Below are 21,160 nucleotides of genomic sequence, written 5' to 3'. Positions count from 1 at the left end.
CAGCGGGTGGCCGGGGGCCGCAGGAGGCCGTAGGCCGCCGCCCGTCATGCGCCGTACGCGCTCTGCGCCCGTCGGCGCGGCACACGCTCCGGTCGGCCCATTTCCTCCTGAACGCCTGGCGCGTCCCGCTCCTCGCGGGGCAGGCTGCTGCGGGGGGACGGATCGATGCGACGTGGTGCTGTGCGGGTGGTGGGGGCGCTGCTGCTCGGCGTCCTGACGGCGGCGGGCTGCGCGCGGGAAGCGCCGGCCGGGGGATCGGGCGACGGGCGGGTGGAGGCCCGCTCGTCGCCGACGGTCGCGACGGCCGGCGAAGGTCCGGTGTTCCTGGCGGCGGGCCGGTGCAGCACCTCGGGGGCCCGGAGCTTCGGCGAGGTGGCGTGCACCAGTGAGCGTGCGGTGGCCAAGGTGACCGCCCGGCACGAGGGGAGGCGCGCCGGCGCCCCGCGCTGCCCCGCCGACACCGACTTCGTGCTGCACGTCAGCGACCGGCACTCCGCCGCGGACGAGGACGGCGACGGGATCACCCCGCGGGGCTACGCCTGCATGCGCAACCTCCAGCCGCCGCATCCGGGCGACCCGGGCGGCGGGGGCGGCCCGCTCACGGTGGTCGGCGACTGCCTCTACGCCACCGGCCGGGGCGAGGTCCGGGAGACCGCCTGCGACGGGCGGAGCGGAAGGAAGCCGGAGTTCGAGGTGACCCGGGCGGTCGCGGACCGCGACCGGTGCCCGTCGTCCACGGCGCTGTACGTACGGCTGGGCGGGAGCCTGCCGGTGGGGTGCGCGCGGAAGGTGTGACCGTGCCCCGGTCCCGCGTCGTGCGGGACCGGGGCACGGACCCGCACCACGCGGGTCGGACACAGCCCTGGAGCTCAGCCCGGGAGCCGCGTCACGGGCTCAGCCCGGGAGCGTCGTCACGGGCGCAGGTTCGGCTCCCGCTCCACGTCCCGCTTGTCCAGCTTGGCGTCCCACTTCGCGAGCGGCTTCGCCTTGGACGGGTCCGACTGGACGGAGGCCGGGGCCACACCGGCCCACTCGAGGATGCGCGCGGTGGCCAGCGCCTTCTCCTCGGGCACCAGGCCGGCCACGTTGGCACCGTGGTTCATCCCCGGCGCGGTCAGCACGTAGGAGTCCTTGGCGCCCTTGCTCAGGTGGAACCGCTCGGCACCCCACGGGTCGTTCTGCCCGTAGACGAAGAGCATCTGACGGGCGTTCTTGCGCACCCAGTTGTCCACGTCGCGCATCGCCGACGGCTGGAACGACATCGGGATCGAGCGCGGCACGAAGTTCCGCGGCGGCTGGTAGCCGTAGCGGATCAGCTCGTCCTCGATGTACGGGAAGGTGATCGTGGGCGCGCCCAGCTGGGTGCCGGCCTGGTAGTAGTACGGCGTGTACGGGCTCAGACCCTGGTCGGTGTAGAAGCTGAACCCGGAGATCGTGTCGACCGAGTTCCAGATCTCCTCGTCGGTGGCGTTCGCCGCGTCGGCCGGGATCGACTCGCAGTCGGCGAGGGTGCTGTACTGCCAGAAGCCCCACACGTAGTCCAGCACCACGGCCTCGTAGGCGCGGTCCATGGAGCCGATGGTGTCGAAGGTCCAGCCGTTGTCCGCGGCGGCCGCCTCGTAACGCTTCATCAGCGCGTCACGTCGGACCAGCGCCTCGCGCTGCACGCCGTTGAGGCGGTCGCGGCACTCCTTGGTGCCGACGCGGGCGAAGAACGCGTCGTAGGCGGAGTCCTCCTTGTTCACCACGTCGTTGGGGGCGACGTAGGCGACCACGCCGTCCATGTCGCGCGGGTAGAAGCGCTCGTAGTAGGTGGCGGTCATGCCGCCCTTGGAGCCGCCGGTGGACAGCCAGTTCTCGGCGTAGATCGGCTTGAGCGCCTTGAAGATGCGGTGCTGGTCACTGGCCGCCTGCCAGATGTCCAGGTCCGACCAGTCGGCCGGGTCCGGGCGGGACGGCGAGAAGAACCGGTACTCCATGGAGATCTGGTTGCCGTCGACGATCTGGGTCGGCTCACGGCGGCTCGGGTTGGTGGAGACGCTGTAGCCGCCGGTGTAGAAGACCGTCGGGCGCGAGACATCCTTGTGCAGCAGGGTGATGCGCTGCTGGAACGTGCCCTTGGACGGGTCGCGGTGGTCCACCGGCTGGGTGTAGTTGAGCACGAAGAAGCGGTAGCCGGTGTACGGCTTCTCCTGGACGAGGCTCATCCCGGGTATCGAGAGCAGCCGGTCCAGGATGTCCGCGGAGGCGGCGGCCTGGGCCGCCGTGGCCGCGGTGGTGGTGTCGGTGGCGTCGGGCTGGACGGCGGTGGCCGTCCCGGCCGTGCCCAGCGTGCCCATCAGCACACCGAGTGCCATCGCCCCTCTGAGCGCCTTGCGCATGCACCCTCCCCTGGGAGACATAGGTGGCCCGAACCTACCCGCGTCACCGCTCCGTCACCAGGCCTGCGCGCTCACCGGAGCACCCCGGGACCACTTCTGACGCAGTGGCGACTCCGCGTGCCCGTGGCCCCGGCCTCCCCCTCACTCACCGTCGGCCGGGCGCCTCCACGACGGGTCCCGGCCGGCCAGCCCCAGGGCGCGGTCGAACAGCGGTGCGCCCGGCTCCACGGCGACTCCGGGTCCGAACACCCCGTACTTCCGCGCCATGTCGGCCTTGCCCGCGACGTCCTCGTACAGCGCCGCGGCGAGTTCCTCGTCCACGGCCGGCTCCTGACCGGTGGCCACCGCCAGGTCCCAGCCGTGCAGCAGCCACTCCCCCAGCACGATCCCCCCGACGAAGCGGGCGGGCATCCGGGCGGTCCCCGCCAGCGACGTCTCGCCGGTCCACGCCTCGGGAGTGCTCCAGACGGCTGCGGCCGCCGCGGCCTCGGCGGCGTACCTCTCGGCCCAGTCCGGCTCCGCGGTGAAGTCGTGGTCCTGCGCGACCTCGTCCCGCGACGACGGCTGCTTGCGCCCCGCCGCCTGTGCCCGTTCGCCGGTGAACGCGATCAGGTGGTTCACCAGCGCACCGGTCCTCATGTCCGGACACGGCGTGGGCAGGTCGAACGCGTCCGGCCCGATCCCGCGGACGACGTCCACCGCCACCGCGGCGGCCCGGCCCATCAGGAATCTCGTCTCCATGTCGTCCCCTTCTCCACGTGTCGTCAGGCAGGGTAGGCATGAGGACGATGACGGGTATCGAACAAACGCGACGGCGCGCCATCCTGGACCCCCGCACCGCGGCCGAGCGGTTCCTGCTCGCCCGGGAACCGGCTCCCGCGGACCTGGCCCCGTTCCTGGACGGGTTCTGGATCCTCCGCTGGGATCTCGCGGAGCCCCACCGGCAGCGGGTGCTCACCCATCCGGTGGTCCACCTCACCTTCGCCACGGGCGGGCAGGCCCGGATCACCGGCGTCGTCACCGGCACCTCCGTCCAGGAGATCGGCGGCACCGGCCGGGTCGTCGGGCTCCGCTTCCGTCCCGGCGGGTTCCGGCCGTTCCTCGGTGCCCCGGTGTCCGCCCTCACCGACCGGGTCCTGGACGTCGAGGAGGTGTTCGGCACGAGGGCGCGGGCGGTCGCGGACGCCGTCGCCGCCGAGCCACGGGTGCCGGCCGCGCTCCGCCTCACCGCCGACCTGCTGCGCGCCTGCCGGCCCACGCCCGACCCCCGGGTCGACACGGCGGCCCGGCTGGTCGGGACGGTCGACGCCGACCCCTCCGTGCTCCGGGTGGGCGATCTGGCCGCCGTCGCCGGCATGAGCGTGCGCCGGCTGCAGCGGCTGTTCGCCGAGTACGTCGGCGTCGGGCCCAAGTCGGTGATCCGGCGGGCCCGCATCCAGGAGGCGGCCGTCCGGGCGGCCGCCGCACCGCAGAACTGGTCGGACCTCGCCGCCGAACTGGGCTACGCCGACCAGGCGCACTTCACCCGCGACTTCACCGCCTGCGTCGGCGCCTCCCCGGCGGCGTACGCGTCCTCGGCGCGCGGCCCGGACGGCTCCTGACGCGCGCCGCGGTGCTCGCGACCGCGCACGCGGCCGGGCCCCGGCCCCGCCCTGGTGAGGGAACGCGGCCGGGGCCCGGTGCGTGCGGCGGGAGGTGCCCCGGGCGCCGCGCCCGCGGGTCAGCGGAGGTCGGCGGCGGGCTCGGGGGCGCCGATGAAGGTCTGCCAGAGGGCGGCGTAGCGGCCGCCGCGGGCGAGCAGCTCGTCGTGGGTGCCGTCCTCGGCGACGCGGCCGTGGTCCATGACGATCACCCGGTCCGCGCGCGCCGCGGTGGTGAGCCGGTGGGCCACCACCAGGGTGGTGCGGCGGCCGGCCAGCTTCTCGGTGGCCGCGTTGACCGCCGCCTCCGTGGCGAGGTCGAGGGCGGCCGTGGCCTCGTCGAGCAGCAGCACGTCCGGGTCCACCAGCTCCGCCCGGGCCAGCGCGATCAGCTGCCGCTGGCCCGCGGAAAGGTTCCGCCCCCGCTCGGCGACCTCGTGCAGGTAGCCGCCTTCAAGCGTGGCGATCATCTCGTGCGCGCCCACCGCCCGCGCCGCCGCCTCGACCTCGGCGTCGGTCGCGTCCGGCCGCCCGTAGGCGATGGCGTCACGGACCGTGCCGGGGAAGAGGTAGGCCTCCTGCGGCACCACGCCCAGCCGCTGCCGGTACCCGGTGAGGTCCAGCGCGCGCAGGTCGTGACCGTCGGCGGTGACCCGCCCGCGGACCGGGTCGTAGTAGCGGGCGACCAGCTTGACCAGCGTGGACTTACCCGCACCGGTCTCGCCGACGAAGGCCACCGTCTGCCCGGCCGGGATCCTCAGGTCGATGCCCGTCAGCGCGTTCCCGCCGCCGGAGCCGTCGTCCGGCCCCTCGGCGGCGGCCCCCTCCGCGCCGTAGGCGAAGTGGACGTCCTCGAAGACGATCTCCCCCTCCAGCTTCCGCACCGGCACGGGCTTGTCCGCGGCCTCGGTGGAGGTCGGCTCCCGCAGCAGCTCCTGGACCCGGCCCAGCGAGACCGAGGCCTGCTGGTACCCGTCGAACACCTGCGAGAGCTGCTGCACGGGCGCGAAGAAGAGGTCGATGTAGAGGAGGTACGCGACCAGCGCGCCCGCCGTCAGGGTGCCCGCGGCGATCCGCCCGGCGCCCGCCCACAGCACGGCCGCCGAGGCGACCGTGGCGAGGAACTGCACGAACGGGAAGTACACCGAGATCAGCCACTGGCCGCGGATGCGGGCCCGGCGGTACAGGTCGCTGCGCTCGGCGAACCGCTCGCCGCCGGAGCCCTCCCGGCCGAACGCCTGCAGGATGCGCAGCCCGGCGACCGACTCCTGGAGGTCGGCGTTGACCGTGGAGACCCGCTCCCGGGCCAGCTCGTACGCCTTCACGCTCGCCCGGCGGAAGAAGTAGGTGGAGACGATCAGCGGCGGCAGCGTCGCGAAGACGATCAGCGCCAGTTCGACGTCGAGCACCAGCAGCGCGGCCATGATGCCGAAGAAGGTGACCACCGAGACGAAGGCGGTGACCAGGCCGGTCTGCAGGAAGGTCGCCAGCGCGTCCACGTCCGTGGTCATCCGCGTCATGATCCGGCCGGTGAGCTCACGCTCGTAGTAGTCCAGGCCGAGCCGCTGGAGCTGGGCGAAGATCTTCAGCCGGAGCGCGTACAGCACCCGTTCGCCGGTCCGTCCGGTCATCCGCATCTCGCCCACCTGGGCCGCCCACTGCGTGAGCACCACGCCCAGCGCGATCAGCGAGGCCGTCCACACGCCGCCGAGCGCGACCCGCTGGACGCCGTCGTCGATGCCGTTGCGGATCAGGACGGGGAGCAGCAGGCCCATGCCGGCGTCGATCGCGACCAGCAGCAGGCTGACCGTGAGCACCCCGCCGAAGCCCCGCAGCAGGCGGCGGAGGTTGTAGTCCTTCTCCGGCCGGACGGCGCGTGCCTCGTCGACCTCCGGGGTGTCGGTGGCGGGCGGCAGCGCGTCGACCTTGGCCAGCAGTTCCGGTGTGGCGGGCATGCCCTCCAGGGCGGGGTCGCGCGGCTCGCGGTCGCCGGTCCACAGGCGGGGGGTGACGCCGCGCTCGGCGTCGTACTCCGCGTCCAGCTCGTCGCGGACGGTGGTGTCGACGGCCTCGTCCCCGGACCGGCCGGCCGCGGCCCGGACGTGGCCCGGGGAGACTCCGCCGAGCTCGTCGGGGTCGGTGAGCAGGCCCCGGTAGAGGGCGCAGCGCGCGGTGAGCTCCTCGTGGGTGCCGATGTCGGCGAGGCGGCCGCCGTCGAGGACGGCGATGCGGTCGGCGAGGTTGAGGGTGGAGCGGCGGTGGGCGATGAGCAGGGTCGTGCGGCCCTCCATCACGTGCCGCAGCGCCTCGTGGATCTCGTGCTCGACGCGGGCGTCGACGGCGGAGGTGGCGTCGTCGAGGACCAGCAGGCGCGGATCGGTGAGGATGGCGCGGGCCAGCGCGACGCGCTGGCGCTGCCCTCCGGAGAGGGTGAGGCCGTGCTCGCCGACCTTGGTGGCGTAGCCCTCGGGCAGCGCGGCGATGAAGTCGTGGGCCTGTGCCGCGCGGGCGGCCCGTTCGACCTCCGCGTCGGTGGCCTCGGGGCGGCCGTAGGCGATGTTGTCGCGGACCGACTCGGAGAAGAGGAAGGAGTCCTCCGGCACCAGGCCGATCGCGGAGCGCAGCGACCGCAGGGTCAGTTCCCGCACGTCACGGCCGCCGATGCGGACGCTGCCGCCGGTGACGTCGTAGAAGCGGGGCAGCAGCAGCGAGACCGTGGACTTGCCGGAGCCGGAGGAGCCGACCACGGCCAGCGTCTCGCCGGGGCGTATGGCGAACGACAGGCCCCTCAGGACGGGGCGGGTGTCGTTGTAGGAGAAGGAGACGTCGTCGAACTCGACGGTGGCGGGCGCGTCGGCGGGCAGCTCGGCGGCGCCGTCCCGGAAGCTCGGCTCGGTGTCGATCAGCTCCAGTACGCGTTCGGTGCCGGCCCGTGCCTGCTGGCCGACGGTGAGCACCATCGCGAGCATGCGGACCGGCGAGACCAGCTGGGCCAGGTAGGCGGAGAAGGCGACGAAGGTGCCGAGCGTGATGTGCCCCTCGACCGCGAGCCAGCCGCCGAGGGCCAGCATGGCGACCTGCCCGAGGGCGGGCACGGCCTGCAGGGCGGGGGTGTAGGTGGCGTTGAGCTTGATGGTGCGCAGCCGCCCGGCGAAGAGGCGGCGGCCGACGGCGCGGAGCTTGCCGGTCTCCTGCTCCTCCTGGCCGAAGCCCTTCACCACGCGGACGCCGGTGACGGCGCCGTCGACCACTCCGGCGACGGCGGCGGCCTGCGCCTGGGCGTACCAGGTGGCCGGGTGCAGCTTGGTGCGGCTGCGGCGGGCGATCCACCACAGGGCGGGGGCCACGGCGACCGCGACGCCGGTCAGCGGGAGGGACAGGGCGGCCATGATGCCCAGGGAGATCAGGAAGAGCAGGATGTTGCCGATCGTCATCGGCAGCATGAAGAGCAGGCCCTGGATCAGCTGGAGGTCGCTGGTCGCCCGCCCGACCACCTGGCCGGTGGACAGCTCGTCCTGGCGGCGGCCGTCGAGGCGGGTGATGGTGCGGTACATGTCCGTGCGCAGTTCGTGCTGCACGTCCAGAGCGAGGCGTCCGCCGTAGTAGCGGCGGATGTAGGTCATCACGTAGACGACGAACGCGGCGCCGATCAGCAGGCCGGCCCAGTGGACCATCTCGCGGGACCGGTCGCCGATCACGTCGTCGATGATCACCTTGGTGATCAGCGGGATCAGCGCCATGACCGCCATGCCGGCCAGGGAGGAGCCGAGGGCGAGGATCACGTCCTTCGGATGCCGCCAGGCGTAGGCCGCCAGCCGACGCGCCCAGCCGGGTCCGCTCTCCTGTTGCCGCTCCGTCACTCCGGGTGCCCTCCGTCGGTCCTGATCTTCCTCCAGGCACCAACGACGGCCGGAGCGGATTTCATCCCTCCGCAACAATCGGCTCGTGCCGGCCCGGATCGCTACAGTGACTGCATGACCGCACTGCCCGACTGGATGCGCCCCCCGCGCGAGGAAGGCTGGCTCGCGGAGGACTTGGACCGCCTTCCCGAGGCGCCTCGCCACACGGAGCTGATCGATGGAGCTCTCGTCTTCATGATGTCGCCACAGCGGTCCTGGCACGGTCGCCTGGTCACCGCTCTGACCACTGCCCTCATGGCTCAGGCTCCCTCGGGCATGGAGGTGGAGCGGGGAATGACCATAAGGCTGGACGAGCGGAACCGCCCGGAACCGGACCTGCTGGTGACCACTGCGGCCTACGACCCGGACCGGACCTGGTACGGACCGGACTCGGTGGTGCTCGTCGTCGAGGTGGTCTCCCCCGAGTCCGCGCACCGCGACCGCACGGTCAAGCTGCGCAAGTACGCCGAGGCCGGCATCCCGCACTACTGGTGCGTGGAGGACGAGGACGGTTCTCCCGTCGTCCACGTGTACGAGCTGGACGGACCGACCGGCGTCTACGCCCCGGCCGGGATCTTCCGCGGGTCCCTGCGGCGGCCGGTGCCGTTCCGGATCGAGCTGGAGCTGGACAAGCTGGTGCCGTGACATACGGCGACCGTGGCACAGGTCTCGGACGCGGGTTCGAGGCCTGTGGACAATCCGCGGGACGTCCGGCTCGGCCTCCATCAGAATGGGTGACATGCCGATACCCGGGACCCCGACGCCCAGCCGTGACGAGCTGATCGACCACCTCGTGCGTACCCGTATCGCGGGGGACGTCGCCACTCCACGCGAGAACAACCTGTCCCACTACCGCGCCCTGGCCAACGGTGACCGCTACTACTGGTTCGGCCTGGAGTTCGGCGACCGCTGGGCCGACGAGCAGGACGTGCTGGCCGTGATGGCGGAGCGGGTCGGGGTGGACGACGACCCGGCGCACCGGGTCGGGCAGGACACGATCGACCCGGAGCTGACGGTGTCCGGCCTGGAACGGATGGCGGCCCGGCTGCGGAAGGCGGCGGAGGACCGGCAGCGGGTGCTGCTGGCCACCGGGCACCCCGGCGGTCTGCTGGACGTGCACCGGGCCACGGCGGCCGCGCTGCGTGCGGCGGGCTGCGAGGTCATGGTGATCCCCGAGGACCTGGGCACGGTGGAGGGCCGGGTGGTCCAGTTCGCCGACGTCGCCGTGGTGGAGCGTGGCGCGAGCCTCTGGCACACCCACTCGGGCGAGCCGATGCGGGCGATCCTCTTCGCCCTCGGAGAGGACGGCCGCCCGCTGCCCGACCTGGTGGTCGCCGACCACGGCTGGGCGGGCGCCGCGGCCCAGCACGGGGTGGACGCGGTGGGCTACGCGGACTGCAACGACCCGGCGCTGTTCGTGGCCGAGGCCGAGGGCACGCTCCAGGTGGCCGTGCCGCTCGACGACCATGTCCACAGCCCTCGGTACTACGATCCGATGACCGCCTACCTACTGAGTGAGGCGGGGCTCTACGAGGGCTGACGCCGGCCCGGGGTCGGGTCCAGGTAGACCCGGCCGATCACCGGGAACGTCTCCCGCAGCCGCCGTTCCGCGAGGTCGCACGCCTGCTCGACCTCGGCGGCGCTGGAGACGTCCCGGAAGTCCACCTTGGCCGCCACCAGCGCCTCCCGCGGGCCCTGCACCAGGGTGGTGAGCTCCAGCACCTCCTCGATGTGCGGCACCGCCCGCAGCTCCTCCCGGATCCGCTCGCGGACCGGACGCGGCAGCGGGCGGCCCACCAGCAGTTCGACGTTGGACCGCCCCAGCACCCAGGCCACGTAGAGCAGCAGCACGCCGATCAGCAGCGAGGCCACGCCGTCCCACACGCCCGAACCGGTGAGCTGGCCGCCCAGCAGGCCGAGCGCGGCCAGCGCGAGGCCGACCAGGGCGGCGGAGTCCTCCATCACCACGGCCTTGACGGCGGTGTCCGGGGTGTGGCGCAGGTACCGCTCGAAGCTCGTCCCGTGCCGCCGTGCCTCGCCGCGCGACTGCCGCAGTCCGGTCCGCAGGGAGATCCCCTCCAGCACGAACGCCACCGCGAGCACGATGTACGAGATCAGCGGGTCCCCGAGTTCCTCCCCCTTCACCAGGGTGTGCACGCCGTCGTAGAAGGAGAAGACGGCGCCGCCGACGAAGGTGGCCACGGCGGCGAGCAGCGCCCAGACGTACCGTTCCGCGCCGTGTCCCAGGGGGTGGTCCTCGTCGGCGGGGTGGGCGCTGCGGCGCAGGGCGACCAGCAGGAGGATCTCCGTGACGGTGTCGGCGACGGAGTGGGCGGCCTCGGAGAGCATGGCGCTGGATCCGCTGATGACGCCGGCCACCGCCTTGGCCAGGGCGATGCCCAGGTTCGCCCCTGCGGCGACCAGCACGGTGAAGGTGCTGTCCCCGTCTCCGGAGGCCGCCTCGCCCTTCGCCGCGCCGTCGGCCGCGAGGTGTCCGTCCTCCGGGAACGTCCCGTCCGGCCGGAGCGCGTCCGTCCGCGCGTCGTCCGGCTGAGCGCCGCCGGGGCCCCCGTCGTCCGGCTGGGCGTGGCCGGACCGCCCGCCGCCGGACCGCCCGCCGCCGGTCGGCGCGTCGTCGGGCCGCTTGTCGTCCGGCCGCCGGCCGCCGGGGGTGTCCGTCATGCATCGAACGTTCCCCGGCCCCCGCACTTCTCACGCAGCACCGCCCGGCCGCACGACCGCGGAACCGCAGGACCACGCGACCACGGCGCACGCGGCCACCCGCAGCCGCGGCGCGCACGGACGCCGGGCGTGGCTCAGGTCCCCCGCGGGACCCGCACCACGCCCTCCTGGATGACGGAGATGGCGAGCCGGCCGTCCCGCGTGTAGATGCGCGCCTGACCGAGCCCGCGCCCGCCGGAGGCGGACGGCGACTCCTGGTCGTAGAGCAGCCACTCGTCGGCCCGGAAGGGCCGGTGGAACCACATCGCGTGGTCCAGGGAGGCGCCCACCACGTCGCCGACCGCCCAGCCGCCGCGCCCGTGGGCGAGCAGCACGGAGTCCAGCAGCGTCATGTCGGAGACGTAGGTCGCGAGGCAGACGTGCATCAGCGGGTCGTCGAGCGGCCCGTCGAGCTTGCCCGCCGTGCGGAACCACACCTGGGAGCGGGGTTCACGGGGCTCGCCCACACTGCCCCAGGGCGGCGCGTTGACGTACCGCAGGTCCACGGCGGCCCGCGCGGCCAGCATCCGCTCGAGCATGTCCGGCGAGGCGTAGGCGTCGGCGTGCCGCGGCATCATCTGCTCGAACGTCGGCAGCGTCTCGGGGTCGGGGACCTCGGGCATCTGCGCCTGGTGGTCCAGCCCCTCCTCGTGCGCCTGGAAGGAGGCGGAGAGGTGGAAGATCGGGCGGCCGTGCTGGACGGCGACCACGCGTCGGGTGGTGAAGGACCGGCCGTCGCGGATCCGGTCCACCTCGTACACGATCGGGGCGCCCGGGTCCCCGGCGACCAGGAAGTACGCGTGCAGCGAGTGCGCGAACCGGTCGGCGGGGACGGTGCGTCCCGCGGCGATCAGCGCCTGGGCCGCCACCTGTCCCCCGAAGACCCGGGGGACGACGGCGAACCGGGAGCGACCGCGGAAGATGTCGCGCTCGATCTGCTCGAGGTCGAGCAGATCGAGCAGCGACTGCAGTGCCTTGCTCATGTGCGGAAAGGTACGGGTTCCTCTACAGGCCCATGTCCTTGGCGATGATCGTCTTCATGATCTCGCTGGTGCCGCCGTAGATGCGGTTCACCCGGTTGTCCGCGTACAGGCGGGCGATCGGGTACTCGTTCATGTAGCCGTAGCCGCCGTGCAGCTGCAGGCAGCGGTCGATCACGCGGTGCGCGACCTCGGTGCAGAACAGCTTGGCGGAGGCGGCCTCGGCGGCGGTCAGCTCGCCGGCGTCCAGGGCCTCCAGGGCGCGGTCGGCGACGGCCTCGGCCGCGTCCACCTCGGCCTTGCAGGCGGCCAGCTCGAACTTGGTGTTCTGGAAGGCGGCGACCGGCTGGCCGAAGACCGTGCGGTCCTGGGTGTAGCGCTTGGCGAACTCCACGGCGGCCTTGGCCTGGGCGTAGGCGCCGAAGGCGATGCCCCAGCGCTCGGAGGCCAGGTTCTTGCCGAGGTAGTAGAAGCCCTTGTTCTCCTCGCCCATCAGGTCCTCGGCCGGAACCTTGACGTCGACGAACGCGAGCTCGGCGGTGTCGGAGGTGCGCAGGCCGAGCTTGTCCAGCTTGCGGCCGATCGAGTAGCCCTCGGACGTGGTGTCGACGGCGAAGAGGGAGATGCCGTGACGGCGGTCCTCGGGCGTCGCCGGGGCGGTGCGGGCGCAGACGATCACCCGGTCGGCGTGCACGCCGCCGGTGATGAAGGTCTTGGAGCCGTTGAGGACGTAGTGGGTGCCGTCCTCGGAGAGCTTGGCGGTGGTCTTCATGCCGGCGAGGTCGGAGCCGGTGCCCGGCTCGGTCATCGCGATGGCCCACATCTCCTCGGCGGAGACGAACTTGGGCAGCCAGCGCTTCTTCTGGTCCGCGGTGGCCAGCATCTTGATGTACGGCAGGGCGAGCAGGACGTGCACGCCGGAGCCGCCGAAGTTCACGCCCGCGCGGGCGGTCTCCTCGTACTGGATGGCCTCGAACTTGTGGGTGTCCAGGCCGGCGCCGCCGAACTCCTCGTCGACGTTGATGCCGAAGAGGCCCAGCTCGGCCAGCTTGTAGTAGAACTCGCGGGGCACGATGCCCGCCTGGAACCACTCGTCGTAGACCGGGACGACCTCGGCCTCGATGAAGGCGCGCAGGGTCTCCCGGAACGCCTCGTGATCCTCGTTGAACACCGTACGGCGCACCGCCGCCACCTCCGCCTTCGTCCTGGCTGGTTGTCGCTTGTAAGCAGCACGATCTAGCTAAGCGCTTGCTCAGCCTTACCGTACCGGCGAGTAGGACACTCGTCCAGAGATGCACGGCCGAACGGGTCCGTAACGCACGTCACCCCCCGCGGCAGGGCGGAGGGTGACGTGGAGGGATGCGGGCGTAACGGCCCCGCGCGGGGCTCAGGCCCGGGGGGACGACGGCCCCGCGCGGGGCTCAGACCCGCGCGGACGGCGGCCGCGCGCAGGGCTCAGGCCCGGGCGGCGGCCTCGGCGGCGGAGGCGAACGCGCCGCGCGCCATGGCGTGCAGCAGCGTGGCGGTGGCCGCGCGGTGGGGGAGCCTGGGCCGGCTCAGGTGGGGCGTGGAGTTGAGCAGACCGAAGACCGCGTGCACCGCGGCCCGCGCGGGCGGCTCGGCGAGCTCGGGGTGGACGTCCCGGACGACCTCGACCCACAGCTCGACGTACTGGCGCTGGAGCTGGCGCACCATCTTGCGGTCGCTGTCCCGCAGGCGGTCCAGCTCGCGGTCGTGCAGGGTGATCAGCGGGCGGTCGTCGAGCGCGAAGTCGATGTGCCCCTCGATCAGCGAGTCGAGGACCGCTCCGGGGCCGCCGCCCCGGGCCTCCGTCCCTGCCTCGGCCACCCGCCGCCGGCCTCCCGTGAGGAGCTGACCGCTGATGCCCACCAGCAGCTCCGCGAGCATCGCGTCCTTGCCGGGGAAGTGCCGGTACAGGCCGGGGCCGCTGATGCCCACGGCAGCGCCTATCTCGTCGACGCCGACGCCGTGGAAGCCGCGTTCGGCGAAGAGCCGCGCGGCCTCCTTGAGGATCTGCTCACGGCGGGTCGAGGCATCCGTCCTGGTGGCCATGCCATCAATTGTAGACAGGGCGGTTAGCGCTCGTTAACCTGAAGGAAATCGGTTAACGAGCGCTAACCTGAGGGAGCTCGTAGATGGACGACGCACCGGAGCTGAAGAGCGCGGCGGATCCCGCCTCGGACGCCTGGAGGGCCAACGAGGCGGCCCACCGCGCCCTGGTGGAGGAGCTGGGCGCCAAGCTGGCGGCGGCGCGCCTGGGCGGGGGCGAGAAGGCCCGCGCGCGGCACACCGCGCGCGGCAAGCTGCTCCCGCGCGAGCGGGTCGACACGCTGCTCGACCCCGGCTCGCCCTTCCTGGAGCTGGCTCCGCTGGCCGCGGACGGGCTGTACGGCGGGCAGGCGCCCGCCGCGGGAGTGATCGCCGGCATCGGCCGGGTGAGCGGCCGCGAGTGCGTGGTCGTGGCCAACGACGCCACCGTCAAGGGCGGCACCTACTACCCGATGACGGTGAAGAAGCACCTGCGCGCCCAGGAGGTCGCGCTGGAGAACCGCCTCCCGTGCGTCTACCTGGTCGACTCCGGCGGCGCCTTCCTGCCGATGCAGGACGAGGTCTTCCCCGACCGGGAGCACTTCGGCCGCATCTTCTACAACCAGGCGCGGATGTCCGCGGCCGGCATTCCGCAGATCGCCTCGGTGATGGGCTCCTGCACGGCGGGCGGCGCGTACGTCCCGGCGATGAGCGACGAGGCGGTCATCGTCCGCAACCAGGGCACGATCTTCCTGGGCGGTCCGCCGCTGGTGAAGGCCGCCACCGGTGAGGTGGTCACGGCCGAGGAGCTCGGCGGCGGAGAGGTGCACTCCCGCACCTCCGGCGTCACCGACCACCTCGCCGAGGACGACGCGCACGCGCTGCGCATCGTGCGCACCATCGTCTCCACGCTGCCCGCCCGCCGGGAGCTGCCGTGGGAGGCCGTCGCCCCCGTCGAGCCCAAGGTGGACCCGGCGGGCCTGTACGGCGCGGTGCCGGTGGACTCCCGCACGCCCTACGACGCCCGCGAGATCATCGCCCGGATCGTCGACGGCTCGAGGTTCGCCGAGTTCAAGTCGGAGTTCGGGCAGACGCTGGTCACCGGTTTCGCCCGGATCCACGGCCACCCGGTCGGCATCGTCGCCAACAACGGCATCCTCTTCGCCGAGTCCGCCCAGAAGGGCGCGCACTTCATCGAGCTGTGCGACCAGCGCGGCATCCCGCTGGTGTTCCTGCAGAACATCTCCGGCTTCATGGTGGGCCGCGACTACGAGGCGGGCGGCATCGCCAAGCACGGCGCCAAGATGGTCACGGCGGTGGCCTGCACCCGCGTCCCCAAGCTGACGGTGGTGGTCGGCGGGTCCTACGGCGCGGGCAACTACTCCATGTGCGGGCGCGCCTATTCGCCGCGGTTCATGTGGATGTGGCCCAACGCCAAGATCTCGGTGATGGGCGGCGAGCAGGCCGCTTCGGTGCTGGCCACGGTCAAGCGGGACCAGCTGGAGGCGCGCGGCGAGGAGTGGCCGGCCGAGGAGGAGGAGTCCTTCAAGGCCCCGGTCCGCGCCCAGTACGAGGAGCAGGGCAGCGCCTACTACGCGACGGCGCGCCTGTGGGACGACGGCGTGATCGACCCGCTGGACACCCGGCAGGTCCTGGGCCTGGCCCTGACCGCCTGCGGCAACGCCCCCTTGGGCGAGCCGAAGTTCGGCATCTTCCGGATGTAAGGGGTGGGACACGTGGCACGCATCAGGACTACGCAACTCGGTACGACACAGTCCGGGGCAGGGCAGGCGGGGCAGGGCATGTTCGACACGGTGCTGGTCGCCAACCGCGGCGAGATCGCGGTGCGGGTGATCCGGACGCTGCGCCAGCTGGGCATCCGCTCGGTCGCCGTCTTCTCCGACGCCGACGCCCGGGCGCCGCACGTCCGCGCCGCCGACACGGCGGTGCGGATCGGGCCGGCCCCGGCCGGCGAGAGCTACCTGCGCGTCGACCGCATCCTGGAGGCGGCCGCGCGCACCGGCGCGCAGGCCGTCCACCCGGGATACGGCTTCCTCGCGGAGAACGCCGGCTTCGCGCAGGCCTGCGCCGACGCCGGGCTGGTCTTCCTCGGCCCGCCCGCCTCGGCGATCGACCTGATGGGCGACAAGATCCGCGCCAAGGAGACGGTCCGCGCGGCCGGCGTCCCGGTGGTGCCGGGCTCCAGTGGCAGCGGTCTGACCGACGACGAGCTGGCGGCGGCGGCCCGGGAGATCGGCATGCCGGTGCTGCTCAAGCCCAGCGCGGGCGGCGGCGGCAAGGGCATGCGCCTGGTCCGCGAGGAGTCCGCGCTGGCGGAGGAGATCGCCGCGGCGCGCCGTGAGGCCCGCGCCTCCTTCGGTGACGACACGCTGCTGGTGGAGCGCTGGATCGACCGCCCCCGGCACATCGAGATCCAGGTGCTGGCCGACGCCCACGGCAACGTCCTGCACCTGGGCGAGCGCGAGTGCTCGCTCCAGCGGCGGCACCAGAAGATCGTCGAGGAGGCGCCCAGCGTCCTGCTCGACGAGGAGACCCGGGCGTCGATGGGCGAGGCCGCCGTGCAGGCGGCCCGGTCCTGCGGCTACGTCGGCGCGGGCACGGTGGAGTTCATCGTCCCGGGCAACGACCCCTCCTCCTATTACTTCATGGAGATGAACACCCGCCTCCAGGTCGAGCACCCGGTGACGGAGCTCGTCACCGGCCTGGACCTGGTGGAGTGGCAGCTGCGGGTGGCGGCCGGCGAGCCGCTGCCGTTCACCCAGGAGGACGTCACCCTCACCGGCCACGCGGTGGAGGCGCGGATCTGTGCGGAGGACCCTTCCCGCGGCTTCCTGCCCTCCGGCGGCCGGGTTCTCCTGCTGCGCGAGCCGTCCGGCCCCGGGGTGCGCACCGACTCCGGGCTGGCCGAGGGCTCCGAGGTGGGCAGCCTCTACGACCCGATGCTGGCCAAGGTGATCGCGTACGGCCCCGACCGGGCCACCGCCCTGCGCCGCCTGCGCGCCGCCCTCGCGGACACGGTCGTGCTGGGCGTGCCCACCAACGCCGGGTTCCTGCGCCGTCTGCTGGCCCACCCCGACGTGGTGTCGGGCGAGATGGACACCGGGCTGGTGGAGCGCGAGGCGGACGCGCTGGTCCCCGACGGGGTGCCGGCCGAGGTCTACGAGGCGGCGGCCGCCGTCCGGCTCGACCAGCTGGCGCCCGCGCCCGCCGAGGGCGGCTGGACGGACCCGTTCGCCGTGCCCAGCGGCTGGCGCATCGGCGGCCGCGGGGCGCACCGGCCGCTCGGCTTCCCGCTCCAGGTCCCCGGGTTCGACCCGGTCACCCACACCGTGCGGGCCGACGCCGCCCACCACGAGGTCGGCGAGGGCAGCGTCTCGGTCACCCTGGACGGCGTCCGGCACACCTTCCACCGGGCCGGCGACTGGCTCGGCCGGGAGGGCGACGCCTGGCAGGTCCGTGACCACGACCCGGTGGCGGCCTCGCTGACCGGCGCGGCCCGCGCGGGCGCCGACTCCCTGACCGCCCCCATGCCCGGCACGGTGACGGTGGTCAAGGCCGCCGTCGGCGACCGGGTGGAGGCCGGGCAGAGCCTGCTGGTGGTGGAGGCGATGAAGATGGAGCACGTCATCTCCGCCCCGCACTCCGGCACGGTCGCCGAGCTCGACGTCACCCCCGGCACGGCGGTCTCCATGGACCAGGTGCTCGCCGTGATCACCCCCGACGAGGAGACGGAGGGCGCGGCATGACCGCCGACATGACGACCGGCCCGGGCGCCCTGCCCATGCGGGTGCCCGCCGAGGGCCTGCCCGCCCGGGTGCGGATCTACGAGGTGGGCGCCCGGGACGGCCTGCAGAACGAGAAGGCGACGGTTCCCACCGAGGTGAAGGCGGAGTTCGTCCGCCGCCTCGCCGGGGCGGGGCTGTCCACCGTCGAGGCCACCAGCTTCGTGCACCCGAAGTGGGTGCCGCAGCTGGCGGACGCCGAGCAGCTGTTCCCGATGGTCCGCGACCTGCCGGTGGAACTGCCGGTACTGGTGCCCAACGAGCGCGGCCTGGACCGGGCGATGGCGCTCGGCGCGCGCACGGTCGCGCTGTTCGCCAGCGCCACCGAGTCCTTCGCCAAGGCCAACCTGAACCGCACGGTCGACGAGTCGCTCGCCATGTTCGAGCCGGTCGCCGCCCGCGCCAGGGCCGAGGGGCTGCGGATCCGCGCCTACGTCTCGATGGTCTTCGGCGACCCCTGGGAGGGCCCCGTGCCCGTCGCGCAGGCCGTGCGGGTCTGCCGGGCGCTGATGGACATGGGCGCCGACGAGCTGAGCCTGGGCGACACCATCGGCGTCGCCACCGCGGGCCACGTCGCCGCGGTGCTCACGGCATTGCAGGACGCCCGGGTCCCCGTCGAGGCGACCGGCGTCCACTTCCACGACACCTACGGCCAGGCCCTGGCCAACACGCTGGCCGCGCTCCAGCACGGTGTCACCACCGTCGACGCCTCCGCCGGAGGCCTCGGCGGCTGCCCCTACGCGAAGTCCGCCACCGGCAACCTCGCGACCGAGGACCTGGTGTGGATGCTCCAGGGCCTCGGCGTCGAGACCGGGGTGGACCTCGGCCGTCTCACCGCCACGAGCGTGTGGATGGCCGAACAACTGGGCCGGCCCAGCCCGTCCCGCACCGTCCGAGCCCTCTCCCACCAGGAGCAGTGACGCGATGACCGCCACCACCGCCACCCGCATGGACCGCCGCCTCAGCCCGGAGCTGGAGGAGCTGCGCCGTACCGTCGAGGAGTTCGCCCACGACGTGGTCGCCCCGAAGATCGGCGACTTCTACGAGCGGCACGAGTTTCCCTACGAGATCGTCCGCGAGATGGGCCGCATGGGCCTGTTCGGCCTGCCCTTCCCCGAGGAGTACGGCGGCATGGGCGGCGACTACTTCGCCCTCGGCGTCGCCCTGGAGGAGCTGGCCCGGGTCGACTCCTCGGTCGCCATCACCCTGGAGGCCGGCGTCTCCCTCGGCGCCATGCCGATCCACGTGTTCGGCACCGAGGAGCAGAAGCGGGAGTGGCTGCCGCGGCTGTGCTCCGGGGAGACGCTCGGCGCGTTCGGCCTGACCGAGCCCGAGGGCGGCTCCGACGCGGGCGCCACCCGCACCACCGCGCGGCTCGACGAGGCCACGAACGAGTGGGTGATCAACGGCTCCAAGTGCTTCATCACCAACTCCGGCACCGACATCACCGGCCTGGTCACGGTCACCGCCGTCACCGGCCGCAAGGCGGACGGACGGCCGGAGATCTCCGCGATCATCGTGCCCTCCGGCACCCCCGGGTTCACGGTGGCCGCCCCCTACTCCAAGGTGGGCTGGAACGCCTCGGACACCCGGGAGCTCTCCTTCTCCGACGTCCGGGTCCCGGCCGCCAATCTGGTCGGCCAGGAGGGCCGCGGCTACGCGCAGTTCCTGCGGATCCTCGACGAGGGCCGGATCGCGATCGCCGCGCTGGCCACCGGTCTGGCGCAGGGCTGCGTGGACGAGTCGGTGAAGTACGCCCGGGAGCGGCACGCGTTCGGCCGCCCGATCGGGGCCAACCAGGCCATCCAGTTCAAGATCGCCGACATGGAGATGAAGGCGCACACCGCCCGTCTCGCCTGGCACGACGCGGCGGCGCGGATGGTCGCGGGGCAGCCGTTCAAGAAGGAGGCGGCGATCGCCAAGCTGTACTCCTCGACGGTGGCGGTGGACAACGCGCGGGAGGCCACGCAGGTCCACGGCGGGTACGGCTTCATGAACGAGTACCCGGTGGCCCGCATGTGGCGTGACTCCAAGATCCTGGAGATCGGCGAGGGCACCAGCGAGGTCCAGCGGATGCTGATCGCCCGCGAGATGGGCCTCCCGGGCTGACCCGCCTCCGCGCCTGACCGTACGTCCCCGTGCCGGGGGCCGCAGCGACCCCGCGGCCCCCGGCGGGGCAGCGGCTCGCACGCCCCGGCACCCCGGCTCGCTTCCGGCAGGGCGGCGCGCACACCGCGGCCCGCCCCCGGCAGGAGGACCCTCGCGCACCGGCCGGCGGCCCGCTCAGCCCGTGGTGCCCCGGGTGGTGCTCAGGATCTCCGCGTAGCCGCGCCGGGTGACGGCCAGGACGATGCGGTCGTCCGGCTGGAGGACGTACCCCGGGTGGAGGTCCCACAGCAGCTGGGGGCCGTCCGGTCGGGCCTCGCGGGCCAGGTCGGGGCGGCGGGCCTCGGGCCGCCGGGTGTCCAGGGCGATCACCCGCCACGCCCCCGCGCGGAACGCCTCGGCCACCGTGCGCCCCTCGAACTGCGGGTGCCCGCCGACCACCAGCGCCGCGAACAGCAGCACCTTGCGCTCGATGGAGATCGCCCCCAGCACCTGACGTCCCATCATCGCCGCCGCGAACGCGGGCGCGGAGAGGTGGCTGACGCTCCGGCTGCGGGTGACGGCCCGTGGATGCGCGGCCCGCAGCGTGCGGTAGACGACGGTGGCGAACTCGTCGTCGTACAGCCGCAGCGCCACCCGCAGCTCGGGCGCGATCGAGCGGGCCGCCAGCGTCGCCTCCAGGTTGGTGGTGTCGGAGCTGGTCAGCGCCAGCAGCGCCGCGGCCCGGTGGATCTTGGCCTCGCCCAGGACCCCCGCCTCGGTGACGTCGCCCAGCACGACCGGCACCCCGAGGTCCCGGGCCAGCGGCACGCCCCGCGCCTCGGCGGACTGCTCGACGCAGACCACCGGCATTTCCAGTTCCCGCAGCCGTGCCAGCACCCGGGTGCCGACCCGGCCGAGACCCAGCAGCACGATGTGCCCGGAGAGCCCGCGCGGCGGCCGCCGCAGCGCGCCCGCGCCGCGGAAGGTGCCCAGCGCCTCCAGTCCGGCGGCCACCAGCAGCGGCAGCAGGGCGAGGCCGACCAGGCCGGAGAGCAGCTGCAGGATCTGACGGGCCGCCGACTGGCCCGTCGCCGGGTCGCCGATGCCGAGCAGGTCGAGGAGGGAGAGGTAGGTCGCCGACAGGAACCCCATGTCGGCGAGCACCGTGGTGGCGACGGCCAGCGCCAGCACGGAGGCGACCACGCCGGCCGTCGCCCAGCGCAGCCGCCGGGAGAACAGCCGGGACAGCGGCGCCCCGCGCCGGGCCAGCCGGCGCGGCGGCAGAACGGGGCCCGTGCGGCGCACCGCGTCCAGCACCACCGTGCCGCGCCCGGTGGCCGCCCGTACCTCCGCGTCGTCGGGCAGCAGGCGCGGAGCCTGCGGGCCGCTGACGTCGGATCCCTCGGCGCCCGCGGGGTCGGCGGTGGTGGAGGACAGCAGGGCCAGCGTGCACAGGCCGGGGTCGGCGGCCTCCCCCGTCCGCGGCGGGGTGCGCTCGGCAGCGCGCAGCAGCAGACCGTCGGCCTGCACCACGCGGCGGGTGTCGGCCACGGCGGTGGCGGCGAGGGCGGGAGCGGCGGTGTCGGCGTCGGAGAGGAC

General features: G+C 73.5%; 16 protein-coding genes. 8 read left to right on the top strand and 8 right to left on the bottom strand.

Annotation, left to right across the window (positions count from 1 at the left end; translation table 11 throughout):
* Positions 1 to 165: 165 nt before the first annotated feature.
* Positions 166 to 795 carry a hypothetical protein gene (locus tag ACOV8S_RS19690; RefSeq protein WP_448319106.1) on the top strand — a complete coding sequence of 210 codons (630 nt, stop codon included), beginning with the start codon at positions 166 to 168 and terminating at the stop codon, positions 793 to 795.
* A 116-nt stretch (positions 796 to 911) separates the two neighbouring features.
* Here ACOV8S_RS19690 and ACOV8S_RS19685 read toward each other — a convergent pair whose 3' ends face one another.
* On the bottom strand, positions 912 to 2,381 hold the full coding sequence (locus ACOV8S_RS19685) for a S28 family serine protease (protein WP_448319105.1): 1,470 nt from the start codon (positions 2,379 to 2,381) through the stop codon (positions 912 to 914).
* Positions 2,382 to 2,522: 141 nt separating this feature from the next.
* Positions 2,523 to 3,122: a TIGR03086 family metal-binding protein gene (locus tag ACOV8S_RS19680; RefSeq protein ID WP_448319104.1), complete on the bottom strand. Its 600-nt coding sequence runs from the start codon at positions 3,120 to 3,122 to the stop codon at positions 2,523 to 2,525.
* A 47-nt stretch (positions 3,123 to 3,169) separates the two neighbouring features.
* Here ACOV8S_RS19680 and ACOV8S_RS19675 point away from each other — a divergent pair, with 47 nt between their 5' ends.
* A complete protein-coding gene (locus ACOV8S_RS19675; RefSeq protein ID WP_448319103.1) occupies positions 3,170 to 3,982 on the top strand; it encodes a DUF6597 domain-containing transcriptional factor in 813 nt (270 codons plus the stop codon).
* A 119-nt stretch (positions 3,983 to 4,101) separates the two neighbouring features.
* Here the strand turns inward: ACOV8S_RS19675 and ACOV8S_RS19670 are convergent, their stop codons facing one another.
* Positions 4,102 to 7,881: an ABC transporter ATP-binding protein gene (locus ACOV8S_RS19670; protein ID WP_448319102.1), complete on the bottom strand. Its 3,780-nt coding sequence runs from the start codon at positions 7,879 to 7,881 to the stop codon at positions 4,102 to 4,104.
* A 114-nt stretch (positions 7,882 to 7,995) separates the two neighbouring features.
* On the opposite strand from ACOV8S_RS19670, the gene ACOV8S_RS19665 reads away from it, so the two are divergent.
* Together ACOV8S_RS19665 and ACOV8S_RS19660 are read left to right on the top strand one after the other, a co-directional pair.
* Positions 7,996 to 8,565 (top strand): Uma2 family endonuclease, encoded by a 570-nt coding sequence (locus ACOV8S_RS19665; protein ID WP_448319101.1) that lies wholly within the window; start codon positions 7,996 to 7,998, stop codon positions 8,563 to 8,565.
* A gap of 94 nt (positions 8,566 to 8,659) precedes the next feature.
* Positions 8,660 to 9,460 carry a phosphatase gene (locus ACOV8S_RS19660; protein WP_448319100.1) on the top strand — a complete coding sequence of 267 codons (801 nt, stop codon included), beginning with the start codon at positions 8,660 to 8,662 and terminating at the stop codon, positions 9,458 to 9,460.
* Here ACOV8S_RS19660 and ACOV8S_RS19655 read toward each other — a convergent pair.
* The 4 genes from ACOV8S_RS19655 to ACOV8S_RS19640 form a co-directional block, all read right to left on the bottom strand.
* Complete coding sequence (locus ACOV8S_RS19655; protein ID WP_448319099.1) at positions 9,448 to 10,602, bottom strand: cation diffusion facilitator family transporter; 1,155 nt, start codon at positions 10,600 to 10,602, stop codon at positions 9,448 to 9,450. The two genes, ACOV8S_RS19660 and ACOV8S_RS19655, sit on opposite strands and share 13 nt — an antisense overlap.
* Positions 10,603 to 10,736: 134 nt before the next feature.
* Positions 10,737 to 11,624 carry an acyl-CoA thioesterase gene (locus tag ACOV8S_RS19650; RefSeq protein ID WP_448319098.1) on the bottom strand — a complete coding sequence of 296 codons (888 nt, stop codon included), beginning with the start codon at positions 11,622 to 11,624 and terminating at the stop codon, positions 10,737 to 10,739.
* A 22-nt stretch (positions 11,625 to 11,646) separates the two neighbouring features.
* Positions 11,647 to 12,804, bottom strand: a complete 1,158-nt coding sequence (locus ACOV8S_RS19645; RefSeq protein ID WP_448319097.1) for an acyl-CoA dehydrogenase family protein — start codon at positions 12,802 to 12,804, stop codon at positions 11,647 to 11,649.
* Positions 12,805 to 13,076: 272 nt separating this feature from the next.
* Complete coding sequence (locus tag ACOV8S_RS19640; RefSeq protein ID WP_448319096.1) at positions 13,077 to 13,694, bottom strand: SACE_7040 family transcriptional regulator; 618 nt, start codon at positions 13,692 to 13,694, stop codon at positions 13,077 to 13,079.
* An 83-nt stretch (positions 13,695 to 13,777) separates the two neighbouring features.
* Here ACOV8S_RS19640 and ACOV8S_RS19635 point away from each other — a divergent pair, with 83 nt between their 5' ends.
* The 4 genes from ACOV8S_RS19635 (at position 13,778) to ACOV8S_RS19620 (ending at position 19,582) form a co-directional block, all read left to right on the top strand.
* Positions 13,778 to 15,394: a carboxyl transferase domain-containing protein gene (locus ACOV8S_RS19635; RefSeq protein WP_448319095.1), complete on the top strand. Its 1,617-nt coding sequence runs from the start codon at positions 13,778 to 13,780 to the stop codon at positions 15,392 to 15,394.
* A gap of 78 nt (positions 15,395 to 15,472) precedes the next feature.
* Positions 15,473 to 17,437, top strand: coding sequence for an acetyl-CoA carboxylase biotin carboxylase subunit (locus tag ACOV8S_RS19630; protein ID WP_448319094.1), 1,965 nt, complete (start codon positions 15,473 to 15,475; stop codon positions 17,435 to 17,437).
* The gene (locus ACOV8S_RS19625; RefSeq protein WP_448319093.1) at positions 17,434 to 18,393 is read left to right on the top strand and encodes a hydroxymethylglutaryl-CoA lyase; all 960 of its coding nucleotides are present in this window, start codon (positions 17,434 to 17,436) and stop codon (positions 18,391 to 18,393) included. The genes ACOV8S_RS19630 and ACOV8S_RS19625 overlap by 4 nt, the downstream gene beginning before the upstream one ends.
* Positions 18,394 to 18,421: 28 nt before the next feature.
* A complete protein-coding gene (locus ACOV8S_RS19620) occupies positions 18,422 to 19,582 on the top strand; it encodes an acyl-CoA dehydrogenase family protein (protein WP_448319463.1) in 1,161 nt (386 codons plus the stop codon).
* Positions 19,583 to 19,756: 174 nt separating this feature from the next.
* Here the strand turns inward: ACOV8S_RS19620 and ACOV8S_RS19615 are convergent.
* Positions 19,757 to 21,160, bottom strand: a 1,404-nt coding sequence (locus ACOV8S_RS19615) for a potassium channel family protein (RefSeq protein WP_448319092.1), incomplete at its 5' end; no start/stop codon positions are given.

Source organism: Streptomyces sp. CO7 (assembly GCF_053474865.1).
This window is presented reverse-complemented; position numbering and strand designations above follow the sequence as displayed.

Coding starts and splice junctions, on each gene's coding strand:
- ACOV8S_RS19630 (WP_448319094.1), top strand. CDS start 15,473: ATGTTCGACACGGTGCTGGTCGCCAACCGCGGCGAGATCGCGGTGCGG.
- ACOV8S_RS19635 (WP_448319095.1), top strand. CDS start 13,778: ATGGACGACGCACCGGAGCTGAAGAGCGCGGCGGATCCCGCCTCGGAC.
- ACOV8S_RS19620 (WP_448319463.1), top strand. CDS start 18,422: ATGGACCGCCGCCTCAGCCCGGAGCTGGAGGAGCTGCGCCGTACCGTC.
- ACOV8S_RS19655 (WP_448319099.1), bottom strand. CDS start 10,602: ATGACGGACACCCCCGGCGGCCGGCGGCCGGACGACAAGCGGCCCGAC.
- ACOV8S_RS19665 (WP_448319101.1), top strand. CDS start 7,996: ATGACCGCACTGCCCGACTGGATGCGCCCCCCGCGCGAGGAAGGCTGG.
- ACOV8S_RS19675 (WP_448319103.1), top strand. CDS start 3,170: ATGACGGGTATCGAACAAACGCGACGGCGCGCCATCCTGGACCCCCGC.
- ACOV8S_RS19685 (WP_448319105.1), bottom strand. CDS start 2,381: ATGCGCAAGGCGCTCAGAGGGGCGATGGCACTCGGTGTGCTGATGGGC.
- ACOV8S_RS19640 (WP_448319096.1), bottom strand. CDS start 13,694: ATGGCCACCAGGACGGATGCCTCGACCCGCCGTGAGCAGATCCTCAAG.
- ACOV8S_RS19650 (WP_448319098.1), bottom strand. CDS start 11,624: ATGAGCAAGGCACTGCAGTCGCTGCTCGATCTGCTCGACCTCGAGCAG.
- ACOV8S_RS19690 (WP_448319106.1), top strand. CDS start 166: ATGCGACGTGGTGCTGTGCGGGTGGTGGGGGCGCTGCTGCTCGGCGTC.
- ACOV8S_RS19660 (WP_448319100.1), top strand. CDS start 8,660: ATGCCGATACCCGGGACCCCGACGCCCAGCCGTGACGAGCTGATCGAC.
- ACOV8S_RS19625 (WP_448319093.1), top strand. CDS start 17,434: ATGACCGCCGACATGACGACCGGCCCGGGCGCCCTGCCCATGCGGGTG.
- ACOV8S_RS19680 (WP_448319104.1), bottom strand. CDS start 3,122: ATGGAGACGAGATTCCTGATGGGCCGGGCCGCCGCGGTGGCGGTGGAC.